The organism is Caballeronia sp. KNU42 (assembly GCF_053760385.1).
The window spans coordinates 2,233,570-2,256,263 of sequence record NZ_CM132388.1; the positions used below are offsets into that span (position 1 = coordinate 2,233,570).

General features: G+C 60.7%; 22 protein-coding genes. 12 read left to right on the forward strand and 10 right to left on the reverse strand.

Annotation, left to right across the window (positions count from 1 at the left end; genetic code table 11):
• Positions 1-167 precede the first annotated feature (167 nt).
• Positions 168-830 (forward strand): adenylate kinase, encoded by a 663-nt coding sequence (gene adk, locus ACSOSP_RS09865; RefSeq protein WP_455306121.1) that lies wholly within the window; start codon positions 168-170, stop codon positions 828-830.
• Positions 831-983: 153 nt separating this feature from the next.
• A complete protein-coding gene (locus ACSOSP_RS09870; RefSeq protein WP_455306123.1) occupies positions 984-1,742 on the forward strand; it encodes a 3-hydroxyacyl-CoA dehydrogenase in 759 nt (252 codons plus the stop codon).
• A gap of 131 nt (positions 1,743-1,873) precedes the next feature.
• Here the strand turns inward: ACSOSP_RS09870 and ACSOSP_RS09875 are convergent, their stop codons facing one another.
• Both ACSOSP_RS09875 and murJ read right to left on the reverse strand, forming a co-directional pair.
• On the reverse strand, positions 1,874-2,719 hold the full coding sequence (locus ACSOSP_RS09875; RefSeq protein ID WP_031361389.1) for a SirB1 family protein: 846 nt from the start codon (positions 2,717-2,719) through the stop codon (positions 1,874-1,876).
• Positions 2,716-4,269: a murein biosynthesis integral membrane protein MurJ gene (gene murJ, locus ACSOSP_RS09880; RefSeq protein WP_455306126.1), complete on the reverse strand. Its 1,554-nt coding sequence runs from the start codon at positions 4,267-4,269 to the stop codon at positions 2,716-2,718. The genes ACSOSP_RS09875 and murJ overlap by 4 nt, the downstream gene beginning before the upstream one ends.
• 482 nt (positions 4,270-4,751) lie before the next feature.
• On the opposite strand from murJ, the gene rpsT reads away from it, so the two are divergent.
• A complete protein-coding gene (gene rpsT / locus ACSOSP_RS09885; RefSeq protein WP_031361387.1) occupies positions 4,752-5,027 on the forward strand; it encodes a 30S ribosomal protein S20 in 276 nt (91 codons plus the stop codon).
• Positions 5,028-5,256: 229 nt separating this feature from the next.
• On the opposite strand, the gene ACSOSP_RS09890 is transcribed toward rpsT, so the two are convergent.
• Positions 5,257-5,589, reverse strand: coding sequence for a DUF3579 domain-containing protein (locus ACSOSP_RS09890; RefSeq protein WP_031361386.1), 333 nt, complete (start codon positions 5,587-5,589; stop codon positions 5,257-5,259).
• Positions 5,590-6,261: 672 nt separating this feature from the next.
• On the opposite strand from ACSOSP_RS09890, the gene argF reads away from it, so the two are divergent.
• Together argF and ACSOSP_RS09900 are read left to right on the forward strand one after the other, a co-directional pair.
• The gene (argF, locus tag ACSOSP_RS09895; RefSeq protein ID WP_455306128.1) at positions 6,262-7,191 is read left to right on the forward strand and encodes an ornithine carbamoyltransferase; all 930 of its coding nucleotides are present in this window, start codon (positions 6,262-6,264) and stop codon (positions 7,189-7,191) included.
• A 179-nt stretch (positions 7,192-7,370) separates the two neighbouring features.
• The gene (locus ACSOSP_RS09900) at positions 7,371-8,600 is read left to right on the forward strand and encodes an argininosuccinate synthase (RefSeq protein WP_455306129.1); all 1,230 of its coding nucleotides are present in this window, start codon (positions 7,371-7,373) and stop codon (positions 8,598-8,600) included.
• A 162-nt stretch (positions 8,601-8,762) separates the two neighbouring features.
• Here ACSOSP_RS09900 and murB read toward each other — a convergent pair whose 3' ends face one another.
• Positions 8,763-9,782, reverse strand: a complete 1,020-nt coding sequence (murB, locus tag ACSOSP_RS09905) for a UDP-N-acetylmuramate dehydrogenase (protein WP_455306130.1) — start codon at positions 9,780-9,782, stop codon at positions 8,763-8,765.
• Between the two features lie 147 nt (positions 9,783-9,929).
• Between murB and ACSOSP_RS09910 the strand changes: the two genes are divergently transcribed.
• Positions 9,930-10,415 carry a YajQ family cyclic di-GMP-binding protein gene (locus tag ACSOSP_RS09910; RefSeq protein WP_031361381.1) on the forward strand — a complete coding sequence of 162 codons (486 nt, stop codon included), beginning with the start codon at positions 9,930-9,932 and terminating at the stop codon, positions 10,413-10,415.
• Positions 10,416-10,510: 95 nt separating this feature from the next.
• Here the strand turns inward: ACSOSP_RS09910 and plsY are convergent, their stop codons facing one another.
• Both plsY and ACSOSP_RS09920 read right to left on the reverse strand, forming a co-directional pair.
• A complete protein-coding gene (gene plsY / locus ACSOSP_RS09915; RefSeq protein WP_455306131.1) occupies positions 10,511-11,134 on the reverse strand; it encodes a glycerol-3-phosphate 1-O-acyltransferase PlsY in 624 nt (207 codons plus the stop codon).
• Positions 11,135-11,190: 56 nt separating this feature from the next.
• Positions 11,191-11,682 carry an aminoacyl-tRNA deacylase gene (locus ACSOSP_RS09920; protein ID WP_455306132.1) on the reverse strand — a complete coding sequence of 164 codons (492 nt, stop codon included), beginning with the start codon at positions 11,680-11,682 and terminating at the stop codon, positions 11,191-11,193.
• A gap of 124 nt (positions 11,683-11,806) precedes the next feature.
• Here ACSOSP_RS09920 and ACSOSP_RS09925 point away from each other — a divergent pair, with 124 nt between their 5' ends.
• Positions 11,807-12,958 carry an acyl-CoA dehydrogenase family protein gene (locus ACSOSP_RS09925; protein ID WP_455306133.1) on the forward strand — a complete coding sequence of 384 codons (1,152 nt, stop codon included), beginning with the start codon at positions 11,807-11,809 and terminating at the stop codon, positions 12,956-12,958.
• Between the two features lies 1 nt (position 12,959).
• On the forward strand, positions 12,960-14,507 hold the full coding sequence (locus ACSOSP_RS09930; RefSeq protein ID WP_455306134.1) for a class I adenylate-forming enzyme family protein: 1,548 nt from the start codon (positions 12,960-12,962) through the stop codon (positions 14,505-14,507).
• An 11-nt stretch (positions 14,508-14,518) separates the two neighbouring features.
• On the opposite strand, the gene xerD is transcribed toward ACSOSP_RS09930, so the two are convergent.
• Both xerD and queG read right to left on the reverse strand, forming a co-directional pair.
• Positions 14,519-15,442: a site-specific tyrosine recombinase XerD gene (gene xerD / locus ACSOSP_RS09935; RefSeq protein ID WP_455306135.1), complete on the reverse strand. Its 924-nt coding sequence runs from the start codon at positions 15,440-15,442 to the stop codon at positions 14,519-14,521.
• Positions 15,443-15,477: 35 nt separating this feature from the next.
• Complete coding sequence (gene queG / locus ACSOSP_RS09940) at positions 15,478-16,722, reverse strand: tRNA epoxyqueuosine(34) reductase QueG (RefSeq protein ID WP_455306137.1); 1,245 nt, start codon at positions 16,720-16,722, stop codon at positions 15,478-15,480.
• Positions 16,723-16,739: 17 nt separating this feature from the next.
• On the opposite strand from queG, the gene tsaE reads away from it, so the two are divergent.
• Entirely contained in the window at positions 16,740-17,294 is a 555-nt protein-coding gene (tsaE, locus tag ACSOSP_RS09945; RefSeq protein ID WP_455306139.1) for a tRNA (adenosine(37)-N6)-threonylcarbamoyltransferase complex ATPase subunit type 1 TsaE, read from the forward strand.
• Positions 17,276-18,820 carry an N-acetylmuramoyl-L-alanine amidase gene (locus ACSOSP_RS09950; protein WP_455306141.1) on the forward strand — a complete coding sequence of 515 codons (1,545 nt, stop codon included), beginning with the start codon at positions 17,276-17,278 and terminating at the stop codon, positions 18,818-18,820. The genes tsaE and ACSOSP_RS09950 overlap by 19 nt, the downstream gene beginning before the upstream one ends.
• 240 nt (positions 18,821-19,060) lie before the next feature.
• Here the strand turns inward: ACSOSP_RS09950 and ACSOSP_RS09955 are convergent, their stop codons facing one another.
• The gene (locus tag ACSOSP_RS09955) at positions 19,061-19,339 is read right to left on the reverse strand and encodes a hypothetical protein (RefSeq protein WP_455306143.1); all 279 of its coding nucleotides are present in this window, start codon (positions 19,337-19,339) and stop codon (positions 19,061-19,063) included.
• Positions 19,340-19,559: 220 nt separating this feature from the next.
• Here ACSOSP_RS09955 and ACSOSP_RS09960 point away from each other — a divergent pair, with 220 nt between their 5' ends.
• Positions 19,560-20,459 (forward strand): pirin family protein, encoded by a 900-nt coding sequence (locus tag ACSOSP_RS09960; protein ID WP_455306145.1) that lies wholly within the window; start codon positions 19,560-19,562, stop codon positions 20,457-20,459.
• Between the two features lie 149 nt (positions 20,460-20,608).
• Positions 20,609-21,457 carry a thioredoxin gene (gene trxA, locus ACSOSP_RS09965; protein WP_455306147.1) on the forward strand — a complete coding sequence of 283 codons (849 nt, stop codon included), beginning with the start codon at positions 20,609-20,611 and terminating at the stop codon, positions 21,455-21,457.
• Positions 21,458-21,575: 118 nt separating this feature from the next.
• Here trxA and ACSOSP_RS09970 read toward each other — a convergent pair whose 3' ends face one another.
• Positions 21,576-22,436: a tRNA threonylcarbamoyladenosine dehydratase gene (locus ACSOSP_RS09970; RefSeq protein ID WP_455306149.1), complete on the reverse strand. Its 861-nt coding sequence runs from the start codon at positions 22,434-22,436 to the stop codon at positions 21,576-21,578.
• Positions 22,437-22,694 lie beyond the last annotated feature (258 nt).

The following is a 22,694-nucleotide window of genomic DNA, read 5'->3' on the forward strand; positions in this document are numbered from 1 at the left end:
TCAGCGCCAACGCTCCTGAGCGCCCGTGTCGACTGGTGCCGCGCCGTCTCCCGAATTCGGCTCGTCGCGCCTCGTTTGCGGCTTCAACCGAGCGATGCGCCACAGCGGCCGGAAGTGAGAATAAGCCTCGCAGCGCAGCGGTTTCTATTCGATTCGGAGATATCACCATGCGTTTGATCCTGTTGGGCGCCCCCGGCGCCGGCAAGGGCACCCAGGCCACCTTCATCAAGGAAAAGTTCGGCATTCCGCAGATCTCGACGGGCGACATGCTGCGCGCCGCCGTGAAAGCGGGTTCGCCGCTCGGCGTGGAAGCCAAGCGCTTCATGGACGCCGGCGAACTCGTGTCGGACGCGCTCATCATCAACCTCGTGAAAGAGCGGCTGCAGGAGCCGGACTGCGTGAACGGCTATCTCTTCGACGGCTTCCCGCGCACGCTTCCGCAAGCCGACGCCATGAAGCAAGCCGGTGTTGCTATCGACTATGTGCTTGAGATCGACGTGCCGTTCGCGGACATCATCGAGCGCATGAGCGGAAGGCGCTCGCACGCAGCCTCCGGTCGTACGTATCACATCAAGTTCAATCCGCCGAAGCAGGAAGGCCTTGATGACATCACCGGCGAGCCGCTGATCCAGCGCGACGACGACAAGGAAGAGACCGTGAAGAAGCGGCTCGACGTGTATGTCGCGCAGACCAAGCCATTGATCGAGTACTACAACACGTGGGCCCAGCATGGCGACAACAACGGCCTGAAAGCGCCGGAGTATCGGCGGATCTCGGGACTTGGCGCCGTCGATGAAATCCGCACGCGCGTATTCGATGCATTGACCTGACCATCACCGAGCGCTCACACCCGGGCGCTCGGGGCACGCCTTCTGAAACCCGCTCGCGCTCCATCGGCCGAGCGGGTTTTTCGTTCTGGGCGATCCCCCGGACAGAAAACGGAAACGCGTTTTACGTATAACCCTCATCAAGGAGCACACAGCATGGACATCCAGGACAACGTTTTTCTCGTCACCGGCGGCGCATCGGGCCTCGGCGCGGCGACCGCTCAGCTGATCCGCGACCACGGCGGCAAGGTCGTGCTCGCCGACATGAACGAAGCAGCCGGCGAGAAGCTCGCGAAGGAACTCGGCGGCGTGTTCGTGAAATGCGACGTGAGCCGCGAGGAAGACGGCCAGCGCGCAGTGGGTGCCGCGACGCAGCTCGGCAGCTTGCGCGGGTTGGTCAACTGCGCGGGCATCGCGCCGGCCGCGAAGACGGTGGGCAAGGATGGTCCTCATGCGCTCGACGTGTTCGCCAAGACGATCAGCGTGAATCTGATCGGCACGTTCAATATGATCCGGCTCGCGGCGGCGGCCATGTCGAAGAACGAACCGAACGCGGCGGGGGAACGGGGCGTGATCGTGAGCACGGCATCGGTGGCGGCTTACGATGGCCAGATCGGTCAGGCGGCGTATGCGGCATCGAAAGGCGGCGTAGTGGGCATGACGCTGCCGATCGCCCGTGATTTGTCACGCAACGGCATTCGCGTGATGACGATCGCGCCGGGCATCTTCGAAACGCCGATGCTGCTCGGCATGCCGAAGGAAGTGCAGGACGCGCTCGGCGCCATGGTGCCGTTCCCTTCGCGTCTCGGCAAACCGAACGAGTACGCCATGCTGGTCAAGCAGATCTTCGACAACCCTATGCTCAACGGCGAAGTGATTCGTCTGGACGGCGCGATCCGGATGCAGCCGAAGTGAGTTTGCGGCTTGGCGAGCGGGCGGCGGCTAGTTGATTAAGTTAAGTTAAGTTGAGTTAAGCGCCCAAGAAAAACGGCGGCCATCGAAATGATGAGCCGCCGTTTTTAATGAACCTTGCCAAGCTGGAAAAACTACTCGCCGTTGTGCTGCGTGCGCTGTCGCAGCTCATGCAATTCCGTCTCCACGACGGTTGCGTCCTCGGCGTCGGGCCGGTCGTCGAGGTATCGACGCAGGTCGTCAATCGCCGGGCGCAAGTAATCCAGGCGCGCGTAAGCGAAGCCCCGATCGCGCACTTCTTCAATACTTCCCGGCATCAGGATCACCAGCCGTTGCTGCACGGCAAGCAGCCGTTGCCAGCGCTCCGTCTGAAGATAAATGCTCTTCAGGTTACGCAGCATTCGTCCGATGATTTCCCGCCGGGTGGCCGGTTGCAACAAGACCCGCAGCGCACTGCCGATGGATTCGCCCACTCGCTGCACATACGGCTCGAGCATCTCGACCATCGCCGATTCGGACAATGAATGCCCGGTGGTCGGATCGAGCATCACGTCGCCGTCGGGAGTCGTCACGCGCAGCAGGAAGTGCGCCGGAAATGACACGCCACGCACCGGAATTCCGAGTTGTTCGCTCATCTCCAGATACACGACGGCCAGCGAAATCGGAATCCCGCGACGGCGCTTCAGCACCATGTTCAGGTGGCTGTTATCGGGGTCGTAGTAATCGTTGTGATTGCTGGTGAAACCCAGCTCGCGGAAGAAGAAGCGATTCAGCACGCCGACTTTTTGCTTGATGTCGGCGTCATCGGGCATACGGCGGCGCACACGCAAGACCAGCTCGTCGATCTCGGCCAGTACGCCCTGCAAATCGAGGTCCGGATACGCGTCCTGGGCGAGCGACAACGCCGCCTCGGTGAGCGGCAGACTCTCGTCCTCCGCCACTAGCGAGGTGAAATAGTCGAGGATGCGCGTCGTTGTCATTGCAGCGTTCGCCTTCTGAAATACGCGTACTTAAAACCCATCGCGGACAGCATACCGAAATATAGCGCACCGAATACAACCAGGCTTGCACCGAGAAGCACAATTCGCTCCAGAGGCGCGGCGCGCAAACCGATCCAGTCGAAATTGCCGGCCACCCAATGCATCACGCCGGCGAGCACAAGGCACGCGCCGAGCAGTTGCACGAAAAAGCGCGTCCATCCCGGCGAGGGTTGATAAATCCCGCGTTTCCTCAAGCCGATGAACAGCAGCGTTGCGTTCACGCATGCACCCAGGCCGATCGACAGCGTCAATCCGGCGTGCGCGAAGATCGGCACGAAAATCAGGTTGCTGAGCTGAATGGCGATCAACACAATAATGCCGATGATCACCGGCGTCTTGATGTCCTGCTTCGCGTAAAAACCGGGCGTAAGGATCTTGATCAGGATCAGTCCGACCAGCCCGACGCCATACGCCGACAACGCCCGGCCGACCATGACGACGGAATGTGCATCGAATTTACCGTAGTGGAACAGCGTGGCGGTCAGTGGAACGGCAAAGAAAAACAGCGCGACACCGCTGGGCGCCGCCATCAGGAACGTGATGCGCAGGCCCCAGTCCAGCAGCGCCGAATATTCGACCGGGTCGGCGTCCACGTGCGCCTTCGAGAGACTCGGCAGCAGGATGGTGCCCAATGCCGCGCCGAGCAGCGCGGTGGGAAACTCCATCAGGCGATCGGAGTAATTGATCCACGACACAGCGCCCGCCCCGAGCCGCGACGCAATGTTCGTATTGATGATCAGGCTCAGTTGGGCCACCGACACGCCGAACGTCATGGGGACCATCTTGATCAGCACGCGCTTGACGCCCGGATGCCGCAACGCCCGAAAGAAATTCAGGCCGATGCGCGGGATCATGTCGATCTTCTTGAGACCGGGCAGTTGCACAAGAAACTGCAGCACCCCGCCGACGATCACCGCATAGGCGAGCGCATAGACCGGCACCTTCAGATGCGGCGCGAGGAAGATGGCCGCCGCGATGAACGACACGTTGAGCAGCACGGGCGCGAACGCCGGCAGGGAAAACTGCCGGTACGTGTTGAGCACCCCGGACGCCAGCGATGTCAGCGAGATGAAGATGATGTACGGGAACATGATCTGGGTCATGGTCACCGCGAGGCCGAACGCGCGGCCGTCGTGCTCGAGCCCCGATGCCACGGCGAACACGACCCACGATGCACCCGCCACCCCTACAAGCGATACAACTGCCAGCGCCCAGGCGAGCACGGTCGACATGGCGTCGACGAGGGCCTTGGTGGCGTCGTGGCCTTCGGTGTTCTTGAACTCGGCAAGGATAGGCACGAACGCCTGCGAGAACGCTCCTTCGGCGGACAGGCGCCGCAACAGGTTCGGTATGCGGAAGGCGACGTAGAATGCGTCGGTGAATTGACTGGCGCCGAAGGCTCGCGCGATCAGCGTTTCGCGGACCAGGCCGGTCACGCGGGACAGCAGCGTGAAGCCGCTGACCGTCAGTAGGGCTCGGAATAGATTCATGGGGCGTTGATTATACGGGCCGCATTATGAACGCGACGCGTTGCAACATTCGGGGAATCGTTAGAATTTGCAACTTAAGCTGCATGCCGGAAGTTCGCATATGACTGGCAGGCGCCTCGCATGCTCCTGTTAAGCTGCGTCCGGTTCGTGGCGGCTGCTTCCCTCCGACACCCGACAAAAACCAGCTGCGCTTGCCAGTCCCATGATTTCGTTGCTATAATCGCCGGTTTCGAAGCTCCTGAATCCGCTTTCGGCACTTTTACGTGGGTTGTAAGTCACCTACGGGGCACGGCGGTTTCGCGTCTTCTTTCGACGTTTTTTGCGCTTTCGGGCAATCGATCCCGAGGGTTTGATCATAAACAGCGCATCGGATTGACCTCGTTTTATCTTGTGTGGAGTCGGGCCGGCATTGAGCTGGATCCGATCCAGAAGCAAAACGGGAAGCGCTGAAACACATAGCTGGAACAGGATAAGGAACCGTCATGGCAAATACCGCACAAGCCCGCAAGCGCGCCCGTCAAGGCGCCAAGGCAAACTCGCACAACTCGGCGCTGCGCTCGAAATTCCGCACCGCCATCAAGGCCGTTCGCAAGGCGATCGACGCCGGCGACCAAGCCAAGGCTGCAGAAATCTACAAGACGTCGGTCAAGACCATCGACATCATTGCGGACAAGCGCATCGTCCACAAGAACAAGGCCGCTCGCCATAAGAGCCGTCTGTCGGCAGCTATCAAGGGTCTGCAAGCACCTGCTGCTTAAGGATTCTGCTAGTCGCCCATCGCGCGCCTTTGGTTTGATCGTTTGATGGGCGCGTGACAGGCAGCTGTTTCAGTTTTGTTCCGATTTGTCCTGACGCTTAAAACAGCAAACGGCAACAAACGGCAGCAACAAAAAAACCCGCTGATGGCGGGTTTTTTGTCGTGTGCATCGAAAAGAGGCCTTTTCGAAGGCCCCTGCTGCTTATTTGGCCGTTCAGTTAGTCCAGCGATCAGCCATGCTGCTGCTGGGTGGCATGATGCGGCGGCAACTCGCACGCCTCCGTCACAAGCAGGTCATTGTCTTTGGCGAAGTTCATCACGAAATCGAACGCCATAGGTTCGATGTCACGCAAGCGGGAATCGAGAATCACCGTCTTCACGTTGCCGAGCAAGGTCGGGCGCACATAGACGGAATACTGCAACCGGGCATTGGGACCGCGCTTGCCCGGGCCGAACCCCGACATCACGCCGCAAAGCCGTTCACACCAGTCGCTCGGCCGAAAAGTCTTGCCGTTCGACGTAACGCCCTGAATGAAGTATTCGGTTGGAATTGTTTCGGCCATGTAGGAATACCTGTTTGACGACCGGCGGAGAACGCCGGCGAACTCGCATGCATGGTTGGCAAGGTGAACCGGAAAGTCATCGGCTTCAACCTCCGGCGCTGAACTCCGCCTCGTCCGGCACCGTAGCGGCCGGTAAGACCCAGCCTCTTTCTTCGACCTGCATCTACCCGCCCATCGATCACTCGTTGACCCAACTGCGTGACCAGACTGCGACGTCACACGCGCCGCCTCGAGCACGCAATCAACGCATGATGACGCCGTTCACGGCTGGCCGCCACACAGACTGACGGGCAGGTAAGCCGGTGCTGGCGAGACGAACTCGCGTGACTGCGAACTGCTCTGGCTTCCGCAGGTTCAACGTTGAAAAGCCACGTTAAATCTGCGTGTTCAGTCCGCGGATTGACTCGGCTTATGCCGCGAATAGATCTGCTTCGTAAGCAGTCGAAAGGTGTCACGACTGCAACAGAAACCTGGCGGATTATACAGCAGAGGCCCTTTTTCCGCACTGCACACAAAGCCTCTGAACGACGCCAGAGGGCGTATGGCGGCGCGCATCGGCTAATTGGCGACCTCGTCAAACGCCGGAAATTCCTTTATGCTGAAATTCGATACCACTACGACGGCGGCGCCGTCCGGCGTAATTGCCGGCTGAAGCCGCCGTACGCATTTTTCATGACCGAAAAAAAAATTCGCCACTATCTGCAGTTCAAGGATTTCTCCCTCGACGACTATGACTACGTGCTCGAACGCGCGCGTATTCTCAAGCGCAAGTTCAAGAGCTACGAGACCTACCATCCGCTGCACGACCGCACGCTGGCGATGATCTTCGAGAAGAATTCAACGCGTACGCGGCTCTCGTTCGAAGCGGGTATCTTCCAGCTTGGTGGGCATGCCGTGTTCCTCAGCACGCGCGACACGCAGCTCGGCCGCGGCGAACCGATCGAGGACGCGGCTCAAGTGGTGTCGCGCATGGTCGACATCATCATGATCCGCACGTTCGGCCAGCACATCCTCCAGCGCTTCGCAGACAATTCACGCGTGCCGGTAATCAACGGTCTGACGAACGAATATCACCCGTGTCAGGTCCTGGCCGACGTCTTCACGTACTACGAACTGCGTGGACCGATCGCGGGGAAAACCGTGGCCTGGGTCGGCGACGCAAACAACATGCTGTACACGTGGATTGAAGCCGCGCAAATCCTCGGCTTCAAATTGCGCCTGTCCACGCCGCCCGGCTATGCGCTCGACCATTCGCTGGTGTCACCCGACAGCGCGCCGTTCTATGAAGAATTCGCGGATCCGAACGACGCCTGCACCGGCGCTGACCTCGTCACCACCGATGTCTGGACCAGCATGGGTTTCGAAGCCGAGAACGAAGTGCGCAAGCAAGCCTTCGCCGACTGGTGCGTCGACTCGGACATGATGGCCCGCGCTCATCCGGACGCCCTCTTCATGCACTGCCTTCCGGCGCACCGGGGCGAAGAAGTAAGCGCCGAGGTGATCGACGGCCCGCAGAGCGTAGTGTGGGACGAAGCCGAAAACCGGCTGCACGTCCAGAAGGCGCTGATGGAATATCTGCTGCTCGGCAAACTCAATCATTGAGTCGACTATTGCGCCAATTGCGCGCCAGACGAGCACCAAGCGGCGCGCGTGCGGCGTTCTCGTCGAAGCGCTGTGTCGCCCTGAAAATACGGAACAGCCGCTATTTGATGTCAAAATAGCGGCTTTTCGCGCGCCGAAAGCCCAGCGCGCGCACCGTTTTCCAGCTACACGAGTTCACCATGAGCGATATTAAAAAGGTCGTGCTCGCCTACTCAGGCGGTCTCGATACCTCAGTCATCCTGAAGTGGTTGCAAGACAACTACGACGCCGAAGTTGTGACGTTCACCGCTGACATCGGTCAGGGCGAAGAACTCGAACCGGCGCGCAAGAAAGCACTTCAGCTCGGCATCAAGCAGGACAACGTCTTTATCGAAGATCTGCGTGAGGAGTTTGTCCGCGACTTCGTGTTCCCGATGTTCCGCGCCAATACCATTTATGAAGGGGAGTACCTGCTCGGCACGTCGATCGCGCGTCCGCTGATCGCGAAACGCCAGATCGAGATCGCACGGGCGGTCGGTGCGCAAGCCGTGTCGCACGGCGCGACCGGCAAGGGCAACGACCAGGTGCGTTTCGAGTTGGGTTATTACTCGCTCGAACCGGGCATCAAGGTGATCGCGCCGTGGCGTGAATGGGATCTGCTGTCGCGTGAAAAGCTGCTGGCTTACGCGGAAAAGGCCGGCATTCCGATCGAAATGAAGCACAAGCAAGGCGGCGCGCCCTACTCCATGGACGCGAACCTGCTGCATATTTCGTTCGAAGGCCGTCATCTGGAAGATCCGAAGGCCGAAGCCGAAGCCGATATGTGGCGCTGGACGGTCGCGCCCGAAGACGCGCCGGATCGGCCGGAATATCTGGATATCGAATACGAGAAGGGTGATCCGGTTGCGCTGAACGGCAAGCGTTTGTCGCCGGCGGATATGCTGACGGAATTGAATGCCATCGGCGGCAAGCATGGCATCGGCCGGCTGGATCTGGTCGAGAATCGTTATGTCGGCATGAAGTCGCGTGGTTGTTACGAAACGCCGGGCGGCACGATCATGCTCAAGGCGCATCGCGGAATTGAGTCGATCACGCTGGATCGCGAAGTGGCGCACTTGAAGGACGACCTGATGCCGCGTTACGCCGCATTGATTTACAACGGTTACTGGTGGAGCCCGGAGCGGCGCGCGCTGCAAGTGCTGATCGACCACACGCAGGACAAGGTCAACGGCTGGACGCGCGTGAAGCTGTACAAGGGCAGCGTGACGGTGGTTGCGCGCGATTCGAAAGAAACGCTGTTCGACAAGAACATCGCAACGTTCGATGACGACGGCGGCGCGTACGATCAAGCCGATGCCGGCGGGTTCATCAAGCTGAACGCGCTGCGGATGCGGATTGCGGAGAATGCGCGTCGCAAGCGTGGTGGATGAGGTACGCCTGGCTTTGTTGATGCCGGAATGAAAACCCGCCTGCGTGGCGGGTTTTTTATGGATGGCTTGCGAGGCTTCGGACTAATTTGCCGCCTCGTGCTTCGGCTGGTTGCGGTGGCGTTCGACGACCACAATAGCTCGTCGTTTCGCAGCAGCTTTAAATCAAAGACACACCGGCTCCGCTTCGAGCTCAACCGCGAAACGCGCGTGTACGTCGCGTTTAATGGCGGCGGCGAGCTCCAGGATTTGCGCGCCCGACGCGCCGCCACGGTTCACCAGAACCAGCGCCTGCCGGTCGTGCACAGCGGCCGCGCCGATCGCGCGGCCTTTCCAGCCGCATTGGTCGATCAGCCAGCCTGCAGCCAGCTTGAACTGGCCATCGTGCTGCTTGTAAGACACGAGATCAGGTTCAAGCGCCTTCAATGCATCGAAGGTGGCCGCGCTCACCACCGGGTTCTTGAAGAAGCTGCCAGCATTGCCGAGCACCCGCCAGTCAGGTAACTTGGCCTGACGTACGGCGACGACGGCATCGAAGATAGCCTGGGGATTGTTCGCGCCGCTCGCCTCGAGCACGCGCGCGATATCCGCATAATCCGCGCGCGGCGTCCACGCTTTCGGCAGACGAAAGGTCACCGATACAATCACAAAACGCCCGCGCCCTTCCTGCTTGAAGAAACTGTCGCGGTAACCGAACGCGCATGCATCGCGATCAAATTCCCGCATTTCCCCGGTCGATAATTCGATCGCTCGCAAACGCTCGAAGCGCTCGCCCATTTCCAGCCCGTAGGCGCCTATGTTCTGGATCGGCGCCGCGCCCACCGTGCCGGGAATCAACGCGAGATTTTCGAGCCCGGGCAAGCCTTGCGACAACGTCCACGCAACGAATTCATGCCAGTTCTCTCCCGCGCCGGCTTCTACAAAAACAGCCTCATGGTCTTCCCGAATTACATGACGGCCACGCAATTCCACCAGCAACGCGACACCGTCGAAATTGCGCGTCAGCACGACGTTGCTGCCGCCGCCAAGCACCAGTTGCGGCACGCCGTTTAGGCGGGCATCACGAGCCAGCGCCGGGATCTGCGCTTCTTCCGTCAGCCGAACGGCATGCCTGGCGCGGACGTCGAAACCGAACGTGTTATGCGCGAGCAGCGGGTAATCGGAGAGAAGTTGAAACTCGGACATTGAGAAAGCGCTTGGGTCGGAATTGGGGCGGCCTTGGGCAAACCGGGACGGCATCGGTAGAATGACGGTGGTCCGTGATTATAGCGAGTGCGTGCGAGCCTACGGCGCGCCATACGCCACGCCTCGCATCAACGAAGGGGAATGCAGATGCCATCGTTTGACGTCGTCAGCGAAGCAAACATGATCGAGGTGAAAAACGCCATCGAACAATCGAACAAGGAAATTGCCACGCGTTTCGACTTCAAGGGTTCGGACGCGCGCGTCGAGCAAAAGGATCGTGACCTGACGCTTTTTGCCGACGACGATTTCAAGCTCGGACAGGTCAAGGACGTGGTGTTGTCGAAACTCGCGAAACGCAATGTGGACGTGCGTTTTCTCGATTACGGCAAGATCGAGAAGATTGGCGGCGACAAGCTGAAACAGGTTGTCGAGATCAAGAAGGGTGTAAGCGGTGATCTGGCGAAGAAAATCGTCAAGCTTATCAAGGACAGCAAGATCAAGGTCCAGGCCAGCATTCAGGGCGACTCGGTGCGCATCAACGGCACGAAGCGCGACGATTTGCAGAGCGCCATTGCGTTGCTGAAGAAGGACGTGACGGATACGCCGTTGGATTTCAACAATTTCCGGGATTGAGCGTGACCGGATTGCGTTGAACCAGGTATCACGATGAGCTAAAAAGTCGCCTTCAGGGCGGCTTTTTAGCTTTCGAAGCGAGGTTTTACGCCAGCTTATTCAACCGCTTGCGCCGCCCGCTTCTTCTCCCCGATCCGGCTCTCCTTCCCGTCCAGCAGCTTCTTGATATTCCCACGATGCCGCCAGATCAGCAGCGCGCTCATCGCGGTAACTGCCAGCGATATACGGCTGGGGCCGAAAAGAAAGACATCGAAGAACGGCGCGAATACCGCCGACACCAGCGCGGCCAGCGACGAATATCGGAAGAAAACCGCGATGATCACCCACGTCAGCAAGGTGGCCAATCCAAGCACCGGGTTGATGGCGAGCAGCACGCCTGCCGCGGTCGCAACGCCCTTCCCGCCTTGAAACTTGAAGAATATCGGGAACAAGTGCCCGAGAAACACGGCGATGGCCGCCAGCGCCACAGCCGTGGAATCAAGCCCAAAGCGGGCGCCGAAATGCACGACCAGCCATACGGGCAGCCAGCCTTTGAATGCATCGCCGAGCAGCGTCAGGATGGCCGCTGTTTTGTTACCCGTGCGCAGCACGTTCGTCGCGCCCGGGTTGCCGGAACCGTACGAACGCGGGTCGGCAAGACCCATGGCCGAACTGACAACCACCGCAAACGAGATCGAGCCGATCAGGTAAGCCACCACAGCGACAATCACATTGTTCATTGATTTCTTCTTATCTTCGGGAACGGGGGCAAGAGCGAGACTTCAGGACGCGCATTTTAATCGACGCTCGCGCAACTCACGGGCGTGGCCTTCAGCAACTCGGTCAAGACGAGCGGCGCGATGCTCACCAGATACCCGCGGCGTCCGCCGTTCAGATAGATTGTGTCGAGGTCGAGGATGGTCGATTCCACATACACCGGCATCGCCTTCTTCGTACCAAACGGCGATGTTCCGCCGATCAAGAACCCTGAATGCCGATTAGCCACTTCCGGCTTGCACGGCTCAACGCGCTTCGCACCAATCTGCCGCGCAAGGTTCTTGGTGGAGACCGTTTTGTCGCCGTGCATGAGCACGATCAGCGGCTTCGCATGTTCGTCCTCCATCACGAGCGTCTTGACCACGCAATGTTCATCCACCCCCAACTGCCGCGCCGATTCCTCCGTGCCACCATGCTCGACATACTCATACGGGTGCTCGCCGAACGCGACCTTGTGCCGACGCAAAAACTGCGTCGCCGGGGTTTCGGAAATGTGTTTTACCTTGGACATGACGGCATTGTAGCGGCGTGAAAGCACGGCCACCATCGGCCGAACGGCCAATTGTGCAAGGTGAATTCATGTGGCACGATCGTTCGGAATTGCTCATCCGGCATGCGCCATCTTGGAGATTCACGTGATTCGCGATTCAGAAACCCAGACGTTGCTGGAAGACGCCATCCGCCGTTTCGTGCGCGAAACGCTCGTGCCGCGTGAAGCGGAAGTCGACGAAACCGACCAGATTCCCGCCGATGTGCTCGCCGCCATGCGCGAAATCGGCCTGTTCGGGCTGACCATTCCGGAGGCTTACGGCGGACTCGGCCTGACCATGGAAGAGGAAGTGCGCGTGGCGTTCGAACTCGGCCAGACATCGCCGGCATTCAGGTCCGTGATCGGCACGAACAATGGCATCGGTTCGATCGGCATCCTGCTCGACGGCAGCGAGGAGCAGAAACAACACTATCTGCCGAAGCTCGCCGCCGGTGAGCTGATCGGCTCGTTCTGCCTGACCGAGCCGGATGCGGGTTCGGACGCGGCGTCACTGAAAACCACGGCGCGCAGGGGCGGTGACCACTACGTGTTGAACGGAACGAAGCGCTTCATCACGAACGCGCCGGAAGCCGGCATCTTCACCGTGATGGCACGTACGAGCGACGCCAAAGGCGCGAGCGGCATTTCGGCGTTCATTGTCGAACGGGAGGCGCCCGGGCTGTCGCTCGGCAAGCCCGATAAAAAAATGGGCCAGCGCGGCGCGCACACGTGCGACGTGATCTTCGAGAACTGCCGCATTCCGGCCGCGCAACTGATTGGCGGCGTGGAAGGCGTAGGCTTCAAGACCGCCATGAAAGTGCTCGATAAAGGGCGTTTGCACATTGCGGCCATCGCCATTGGCGCGGCCAAACGGATGCTGCGCGACGCCCTCGCCTACGCCATGGAGCGTAAGCAGTTCGGCCAGCCGATTGTTGAATTCCAGCTGGTTCAGGCCATGCTGGCCGACAGCAAAACCGAGATCTACGCGGCCGAATGTATGGTTCTCGATGCCGCGCGCCGCCGCGATGACGGCCGTGACGTCTCCATAGAAGCGTCGTGCGCCAAGTATTTCGCCACCGAGATGTGTGGCCGCGTGGCCGATCGCGCGGTGCAGGTGCACGGTGGCGCGGGGTATATCTCGGAGTACGGCATCGAACGTTTTTATCGCGACGTGCGGCTCTTCAGGCTTTACGAAGGCACGTCGCAGATTCAACAAGTGATCATCGCGCGCGGACTGATGCGCGGCACGGAGATTTGAAATGGACGTTGATGTCACCGCCTTGCTCGCCGCATTGCCCACGCGCATTTCCGATATCCCCGCGCGCCTCGCCGCCCGCGATCCGCAGCACGTTGTGTTGATCGAAGATGAGCGGCGCCTGAACGCGGCGGAGCTCGTGGAAGCGATCAACAACACCGTCCTCCAGCTGACGCAAGCCGGCGTGCGAGGTGGTGATCGCGTGATGATCGTGAGCGAGAATTGCGTGGCGCAAGTCGTGCTGATGTTCGCCGTGGCGAAACTCGACGCGTGGTGTGTGCTCACGAACGCCCGGCTTTCGGCAAGCGAAATCGACGCAATCCGCGCTCATGCGAAACCGCGGGTGGTGGCGTTCACGGTCGATGCATCGAGGGATGCTGCGAATCATGCAGACCGGTTGAATGCTGCTGAAGCGGCAGCGGCAGCGGCAGCGGCAACAAACGTGGGCGCATGGCGTTTTATCGTCGATGAAACCGCGTCACCCGAGCCGGTTGAGACCGATCCGGCCCGTCAATGCGCCGCGCTGATCTACACCACGGGCACGACCGGCGCGCCGAAGGGCGTGATGCTGTCGCATCGCAACGTGTTGTTTATCGCGGCCATGTCCAGCACATTGCGACGCGTGACGCCCGAAGACGTGGTGTATGCCGTGCTGCCGATTACGCATATCTATGGGCTTGCGTCGGTCTGTCTCGGCAGCCTGTACGCAGGGGCAACGCTCCGGCTTGCCCCACGCTTCGCCCCCGATACCGTGCGAAGGGCGTTGGCCGAAGAAAACGTGTCGATCTTCCAGGGCGTACCGGCCATGCACGCGAAGCTCGTCGAACATGTGCAGACAAGCGGTACGCCGTGGCGCGCCCCCGCATTGCGTTTCGCGTATTCCGGCGGGTCTGCGCTCGATGCCGCGCTGAAAGCGCGCGTCGAAGGCATGTACAAGGTGCCGCTGCACAACGGTTATGGCATGACGGAAAGCAGCCCGACCATATCGCAGACCATGCTCGACGCGCCGCGCGATGACTGCTCGGCAGGCGACCCTATACCGGGTATCGAACTGCGGTTCGTGGCGCTGGATGGCGTGGATGTGGCGCCGGGCGAAGTCGGTGAACTATGGGTGCGCGGTCCGAACGTGATGCTCGGGTACTACCGCAATGAAGCGCAGACACGGGCGACGGTCACGGAAGATGGCTGGCTCCGAACCGGCGACCTCGCGCGTCAGGACCCGGATGGCGCGCTGTACATCGTCGGGCGCAGCAAGGAGCTGATTATCCGTTCGGGCTTCAATGTGTATCCGGCTGAAGTTGAGAACGTGCTGAATTCACATCCCGATGTGCTGCAATCGGCGGTGATCGGGCGCGCAGTCGAGGGCAACGAGGAAGTGATTGCGTTCGTCGAATTGCTGCCGTCTGTACATGCGCTGCCCGACGATATCGTCCAGTGGTGTGCGGACCGTCTCGCGCCCTACAAGCGCCCCGCCGAGATCCGCGTGCTGGCGGCGCTGCCGGCGGCATCGACGGGGAAGCTGTTGAAACACAAGCTCAGGGAGCAGCTTTGAACCAGGTATCTTCACCCGCGCGGATGGTGGTCGTGATGCAGCGTCTTCAGCCGCTCACGTGCGACGTGGGTGTAGATCTGCGTCGTGGTGATATCGGTATGGCCGAGCAGCATTTGCACCACGCGCAAATCGGCGCCGTGATTCAGCAAGTGCGTGGCGAACGCATGCCGCAAGGTGTGCGGTGAGAGCGGCGCGCGCACGTCGGCGGTGAGCGCGTGGCGCTTGATGATGTTCCAGAACTGCTGGCGCGTCATGCCTTCGCCGCGCGTGGTGACGAACAGCGCATCGGCCGCGCGGGCGCCAAGCAAGACCGGCCGCGATTCGCGCAGATATCGCTCGATCCAGTCGTGCGCAACCGCGCCGAACGGGATAAGACGCTCCTTCGAGCCCTTGCCCATCACGCGCACCACGCCTTCGTTCAAGCCCACTTCCACGGTCTTCAACGTGACGAGTTCAGTCACGCGCAGGCCGCTCGCGTACATCAGCTCGAGCATGGTCCGGTCGCGAAGCCCGAGCGCGCTTTCCACATCGGGCGCGTTCAGCAACGCCTCGACCTGGGCTTCGTTCAAGGTCTTGGGAAAGCGCGCCGGCTGTTTGGCCGAACGCAGCTTAAGCGTAGGATCGGCGGGCGCTCGATGCTCTCGCAACGCCCACGCGTAGTAGCGCCTGAAGACCGATAGCCGGCGGTTCGCGGACGTCGCCTTGTCCGCACGGCGGGCGGCAAGATAGCCGTTCATGTCGGCTTCGGTGGCGGTATCGACAGTGCCGCCGCGCGTCTTCGATAACCACTCGGAGAACAAGCGCAAATCGCGCCGGTAAGCTTCGAGCGAGTTCTTGGCGAGACCATGTTCGAGCCAGAGCGCGTCGCAAAAAAGATCGATCGATGCGCTGCTCGACATGAGTTCCGGCGCGCGTTCTGCCTCGGTCACTTCCATTGATTTTTCCTGTAAGCGTGCGGTCATACGTCCGGTCATGCTTCCTGGCGCAGCGCCCATTCAACGTGCTCGCGGACCTGCTCTGAAGTATCGGCGGCCCGGGCGTTCAATGCATCGCGGATTGCCGAGCGCTCATCGGCGCCCAATGCCGTCGAGCGCAACGCGTTGCCCATCGCCACCGCAATATTACGCAACCATTGCTCATGTCCGATACGGCGAATCGCGCTGCCCTGCATGCGTTCATCGAAATCATGGGCGCTCCAGCCGAACAGCATCACGAGCGACGCGCGATCGAGCCCGTGGCGTACATCGAAATCCGTGACCGGCGCGGCCTGCGCGAACTTGTTCCACGGGCACACGAGCTGGCAATCGTCGCAACCATAAACCCGATTGCCGATCAGCGGCCGCATATCTTCGGGAATGCTGCCCTTCAACTCGATGGTCAGGTACGAAATGCAGCGGCGCGCATCCACACGATACGGCGCTACGATTGCCCCGGTCGGGCAAACATCGATACACCGTGTACAGCTTCCGCAATGCGCGCCGTCGTGTTCGGGCGCCTGATCGGGTTGAGTCAAAGCGTCGGGCGGCAACGCAATATCCACCAGAATTTCACCGATAAAAAATAGCGACCCGGCATCGCTTTCCAGCAACAGCGTGTGTTTTCCACGCCAGCCGTTACCCGCCTTTTGCGCCAGCTCGACCTCCAGAACGGGCGCGGAATCCGTAAATACGCGATACCCGTACGCGCCAATCTCGGCTTCTATGCGCTCGGCCAACTGCTGCAAACGGCTGCGCATGACCTTGTGATAATCGCGTCCGCGAGCGTAGACCGACACCACAGCCGCAGCAGGATCGCCTATCCGAGCCCATTCCGCCGCGCGCCAGTCGATTGCCTGACCGTCGGCTGTCTCGACACTTTCGCGCGCCTTGCCGTGGAGCGTCGATGCCGGCAAATAGGCCATTCGGACTGTAATAACACGTCGCGTGCCGGCCACAAGCTCGGCTGGCCTTGCGCGTTTCATCCCATGTTTGGCCATATAATCCATCTCGCCGTGATAGCCTGCTTCGAGCCATGAAGCCAGGCCTTCCTCGGCTTCCGTCAAGTCGGCGTCGCTGACGCCGACCGCAGCGAACCCCAGCTCGCGCCCCCACGCCTTGATGCGTAGCGCGAGTTCAGCCAGCGCGGCTTCGTCGTCAAGTCTGAAGTGGCGCGGGTCCGCGACGGCGTCGTCTGACGCGCTCTCGCGTTCCACAGGGTGTTCCGGCAAACGGTTCATCACGACATTTTACGAGAATGCCCGACAGCCTCACTCGATCGTTTTCAAACCCTCCCGCCGCGCTGCTCGAACGCCGCTTCGACCTGCCCGACGAAGACGCGACGCTTGCCTTCGGTGGCCGCTTCGCGCAAGCGATCCTGCAGGTTCGCCTCAACTATTCGGGCACCCCAAACGAACGTTTTCCCGGTTTGCAGGTCCAGTTGATCGGCGACCTGGGCGCGGGGAAGACCACGTTAGTGCGCGCGACGCTGCGCGCGCTCGGTCATGCGGGCCGGGTTCGCAGTCCCACTTACACGCTTGTCGAACCCTATTCGCTTGCTACGGAAACGGGTCCGCTCGAGCTTTATCACTTCGATCTTTACCGCTTCGCCGATCCAGCCGAATGGGCCGATGCCGGCTTTCGCGAATACTTCGATGCAGGCGCGATCTGCCTGGTCGAATGGCCGCAACGCGCGGGCGGTCTGCTGGGTGTGCCGGATCTCGAATTCACGCTGGAACAGGAAGGCGAAGGCCGCGTGCTGATAGCGCGCGCGTTTAGCGAAACAGGAAAGTCATGTCTCGAAAGCTGTTGATCAAGCCGTTTCATTCGATCGAATCGACCGCCACGGCCTCGCATAACTGGCGGCGGCGCCAGGTGCTGCGCGCGGGCGCTTCGACCATCGCGCTCGCGCTGCTCGGACCGAAGCTCGCGTACGCGAGTTCGGTGCTCGGCGTGCGCGTATGGCCCGCCCGCGACTACACGCGCGTCACGATCGAGTCCGATCAGCCGCTGCAAAACACCCAGCAACTGCTGCAGGGGCCGGACCGGCTCGTGGTCGACCTGAATGGACTCGACCTCGATCAGGAACTGAAGGATCTGGTCTCGAAAATCACGCCGAACGATCCGCAGATCCAGTCGGTGCGCATCGGGCAATATCAGCCGCACGTGGTGCGCATGGTGTTCGACCTGAAGGGGTCCGTGAAGCCGCAAGTGTTCACGCTGACGCCGATTGGCAGCTACAAGTATCGGCTGGTGTTCGATCTGTATCCGGCCGTTGCTCCCGACCCGCTGATGGATTTGCTCGCCCAGTCCGAGCACAAGCAACAAACCTTCGATCAGACCAACCCGAATTCGGCCCCGCCGCCCGCCACGCTGAGCGGCCCCGCCACGCCGCCGAAAGCGAATGTGCCGGACAACACGGACGAATTTTTCCAGAAGTACGCGCAGTCCGATCTGCCGCGCGCGCCGTCAACGCCTACGCCCGTTCCGCCTATTGCAGCCATCCCGAAGCCTCGTCCCACAGTCAAGCCGGCGCCGCCTACGGCGTTGGCGAACCAGGACGACTCGTCCGGCAGCACGACCGACGACTACGGCTTCGCCAACCCGAAGAGCAACAAGTCCGGGACGACGCGCCTGCTGACCGTCGCGATCGACCCGGGCCACGGCGGCGAAGATCCGGGCGCGATCGGCAGCGGCGGAACGTACGAGAAGCACATTGCCCTCGATGTCGCGAAGAAGCTGCGCGCGAAGATCGATGCGCAGCCGAACATGCGCGCAATGATGACACGCGACGCCGACTTCTTCGTGCCTCTCAACGTGCGTGTGCAGAAGGCGCGCCGCGTGGGCGCGGACCTGTTCGTTTCCATTCACGCCGATGCGTTCACCACGCCCTCGGCGCGGGGTTCGTCGGTGTTCGCACTCTCCGATCACGGTGCTTCGAGTGCGGCGGCGCGCTGGATGGCGAACAAGGAAAACTCCTCGGACTCCATTGGCGGGATCAACGTGACGACGCAGGACGCGAGCGTCAACCGGGCGTTGTTCGACATGTCCACCACCGCGCAGATTCGCGACTCCATGCGCTATGGCAATTTCGTGTTGAACGAGATTGGCGACATCAACAAGCTGCACAAGGGCTCGGTGGAACAAGCCGGTTTCGCGGTGCTGAAAGCACCGGATATTCCATCGATCCTGGTGGAAACCGCGTTTATCAGCAACCCCGAAGAGGAGCAGCGCCTGAACGACGACGCTTACCGCGACCAGATGGCTACCGCGATCATGAAGGGCATCAAACGGTATTTTGCGGCCAACCCGCCGCTCGCCAAGAGCCGCATGACGTAAACGGACAGGTTCGTTAGCGCTGGCCTGCTAGCGGACTAAGACTGGTGCAGGCGAACGCATTGAGACACTTTAGCGGACGATTTTGCAAATTGGTTGTACAAACTCACGCCATAGCCCATTCGGATAAGGCGATCTTGCGTCACATGCCATAGAAAAAAGCGCTCGCGCCGCTAAGGGAGTAAGCGCTTTTTCTTTGCTTCTTTGAAACAGTACCTCTCGAAACGCCCGCGGCGCCCGGACCTACTTGCTTTGACCATTCTCTGTCGCGGCACTGGCGCCCGTTTCTACGGCGGGCGTCTTGCTCGGGTTGGCCGACTGGCCCGTCGACGACGGCTTGCGCATCTTGTGATGCTTTTTCATCGGCGCGGAGGCGCCGTTGGACATATCGGCGCTTTGCATCGGCGATGCGGTGGGCATGGACGCCGCGTTCGACGAATTGCCGTTCGATGTTTGGGCATAGGCGCCGGCAGTGGCGAAAAGTCCGGCGGCAACGGCGATTAAAAGCGTGGTCTTAGTCATTGTGAAACTCCTGTCTAGGCTAGGCGGAAAAATCCATCGAAAAGGTCCATCGGGACGGCCATCGAAAGTTGCGCGGATCACACGGTCGCCAAGCTCGTCAGCGTCGCCATGATCCGGTTTGAACGATCGGCCGAATGGCCTATCGCTCGGATACCGCTTGCGTGCTTACACACGGCGCCCAGTAGAATTGCATTTCCGAGTACGCAATCCGGACGTCCCCATGTCTTCCACAATCCAAGCGTTTCTCAAGCCGCATCAGCACGACGTCGGCAACCTCATGGTGCGTCGGGTACTGCCCGCGCTGGCTACCCGCACTATCGGACCGTTCATTTTCTTCGACCATATCGGCCCTGCAACGCTTGTGCCCGGGGTGGGGCTGGACGTGCGCCCCCATCCGCACATAGGCCTCGCGACTGTCACGTATCTGTTCGAGGGAGCGATCATGCATCGCGACAGCGTCGGTTCAGTCCAGAAGATCTCGCCCGGCGACGTGAACTGGATGACGGCTGGCGGTGGCATCGTGCATTCGGAACGCACGCCCGACGAGGAACGCGCCGCCGGGCAAAACATGCACGGCGTCCAGACGTGGGTCGCGTTGCCTGTCGCTGAAGAGGATTGCGCACCGTCGTTCGAGCATCATCCGGCCGCAACGCTGCCGCAAGTCGAACGCAATGGCGTGACGTTGCGGGTGATCGCCGGCAGCGCTTTCGGTGAAACGGCGCCGACCACCACGTTCTCCCCCACGCTCTATGTCGCGGCACAATTTTCGGCGAACAGCGCGGTGACGCTCGATACCGAACATGAGGAACGCGGGGTCTACCTGCTGGAAGGTGACCTCTCCATTGACGGCGACGTGCTGCCCGCTGGCCAGATGGCGGTGCTGAAGCCCGGGTTTGCCGCCGATCTGCGCAGCACGCAGGGCGCTATCGCGATGCTGCTCGGCGGCGCGCCGCTGGACGGCCCGCGCTTCATCGAGTGGAATTTCGTCTCGAGTTCGAGGGAAAAAATCGAAGCCGCAAAACTTGCGTGGAGTGAACAGCGGATCGGGCAGGTCCCCGGCGAAACCGAGTTTATTCCGCTGCCGCCGCCTCGCCGCCCAGCCAATCCGTCGGAAGCCTGAGGTCTATAGGGCTTAAGAGGCTCATGAGCGTCATGAGCCTCAGGGCTTGGGGCCCAAGCCTGCCGCTGAATCAGGCATGCAGCCGGTTGAACTCGGCCGGCTTGCCCCAAGATATTGAGACATCGTTTACGCGTTTCTGGAGGAACACCATGGATACAACACTCGCCACGTTTGAACAGGACGTGATCGCCGCGTCCACGCTTGCGCCGGTGCTCGTCGATTTCTGGGCGCCGTGGTGCGGTCCATGCAAGACGCTCGGCCCGATGCTCGAGCGGCTGGAAGCGGAAGGCGCGGGCAAGTGGAAGCTGGTGAAGGTGAATGTCGATGAAAGTCCTGAGCTGGCGCAGCACTTTCAGGTGCGCAGCATTCCGCACGTGGTCGCGTTCGCCGACGGCCATGCCGTAGATCAGTTCATCGGCGTGCTGCCGGAAGGTCAGTTGCGTGAATTCATCGACAAGCTGGTGCCGGACGGCGCGGAAGCCGAGCGAGCGGCCGCGCACGCGGCGTACGCGGCAGGCGACACCGATCTCGCCATTGACCATATCAAGGCGACGCTGGCACTTGACCCCGGTTATGACGACGCGCGGCTGGACCTGATCGAGTGGCTGCTCGCAGCCGGCCGTACGGACGAAGCGCGCGATGAAGAGAAGCTGCTGTCACCGAAAACCACGCAGGGGATCGATGCGCGCTACAACGCGCTAAAAACCGAGCTGGACGCCGCCGATGCCGCGGCCAGCCTTCCACCCGCCGACGCGTTGATCGACGCCGTGAACGCCAATCCGGACGATCTGGAAGCCCGTTTTGCGCTGGCCAACCGCTTGATAGCCGGCCGCGATTACAACGGCGCGCTCGAGCATTTGTTCGCGATCGTGACGCGCGACCGCGCGTTCATGGACGACGTGGGGCGCAAAACCATGCTGTCGGTGTTCGGCCTGGCCGCGCATCAGCCGGAAGTGGTTTCGCAATGGCGCCGCAAATTAAGCGCGGCAATTAACTGACGCATTAATGCCCGAAGCCAAAACCTTTCAAATAGTTTAAATCGATATATTTGCGAGAAGGCGTTTTGAAAAATGGCCGCGTTGAAAGCGGCTATTTTTTTTGATTCACGCTCAATGTTCAACCGCGTTTTGCAATGTCTCTCAAAACATAAGCGGCGGCGGCGAATCCGAAGCTGGCTGTCACGCAGACGCTCGATCCGAATCCAGCGCAGTTCAGTCCAACCGGTCCCATGGCGGCGGGCACCGTTTCTTCCGTGCCGGCCGCCTCATCAGCGCTCGCTAAAGTCGCTTCGGGGTAGATCAACGGCTCGTCGGAATAGACCGCACTCACCTTGAACTTCGCTTTTGGCCCACGCGGAAAGCCGTGCAATTTGCGCAGCTGTCCGCGCACTTTCGAAAGCAGCGGGTCCTGGATCGTGAGCGCCAGATCGTCGATACGAATCCGCGTCGGATCGAGCTGTCCACCAGCGCCCCCAACCGTGATCAGCGGCTGTTCGTGCGCGACACACCACGCAATTAGCGCGGTTTTCGTACGCACGCTGTCGATTGCATCGATCACGAAATCGAAACCGCCGCCCAGCACAGAATCGAAGTTGGCGGGCTCGATGAAATCCTCGACCTGCTCCACCCGGCACGCCGGGTCGATCAGGTGAATACGCTCGGCCATTGCGCTCACCTTGGCCTTGCCGTAGTTGCCGTCCAGCGCGTGCACCTGGCGGTTCGTATTGCTTTCGGCCACGTTGTCGAGATCGATCAGCGTCAGGCGACCGATCGCATTGCGCGCCAGCGCTTCGACCGTCCACGAGCCCACGCCGCCAATCCCGATCACCGCCACATGCGCGCGCTCGAACGCCGCGAGCCCGGCCGGACCATACAAGCGAGCCACGCCGCCAAAGCGCCGGGCGCGGTCGGCGGCTTCAAACTCCGGCGTGGCGGAGGTAATATTTAAAGCGTCGGCGGAGCCAGGAAAAGCGGTCATGATCAGGTTGGCAGCGGGTCGGCAAAACAAGCAAAAACAAGGCAAGCAGGCATGACGGCAGTGCCTCGCGGAACCGGTGCGCACTGACGCCCTATCGCAACGATAGAACCAGAGATCAGCAGGAATTCGCTGAATTGCGTATTCTGCCTTATCGAAGATTGGACGTAAGAAATCATCGGCCAGTTTTTGAAAGCGAAATGAAAATAATTGCCGGATTGCATCAAATTCTGTCGCCCGGGAACATGATCTAAATCATTG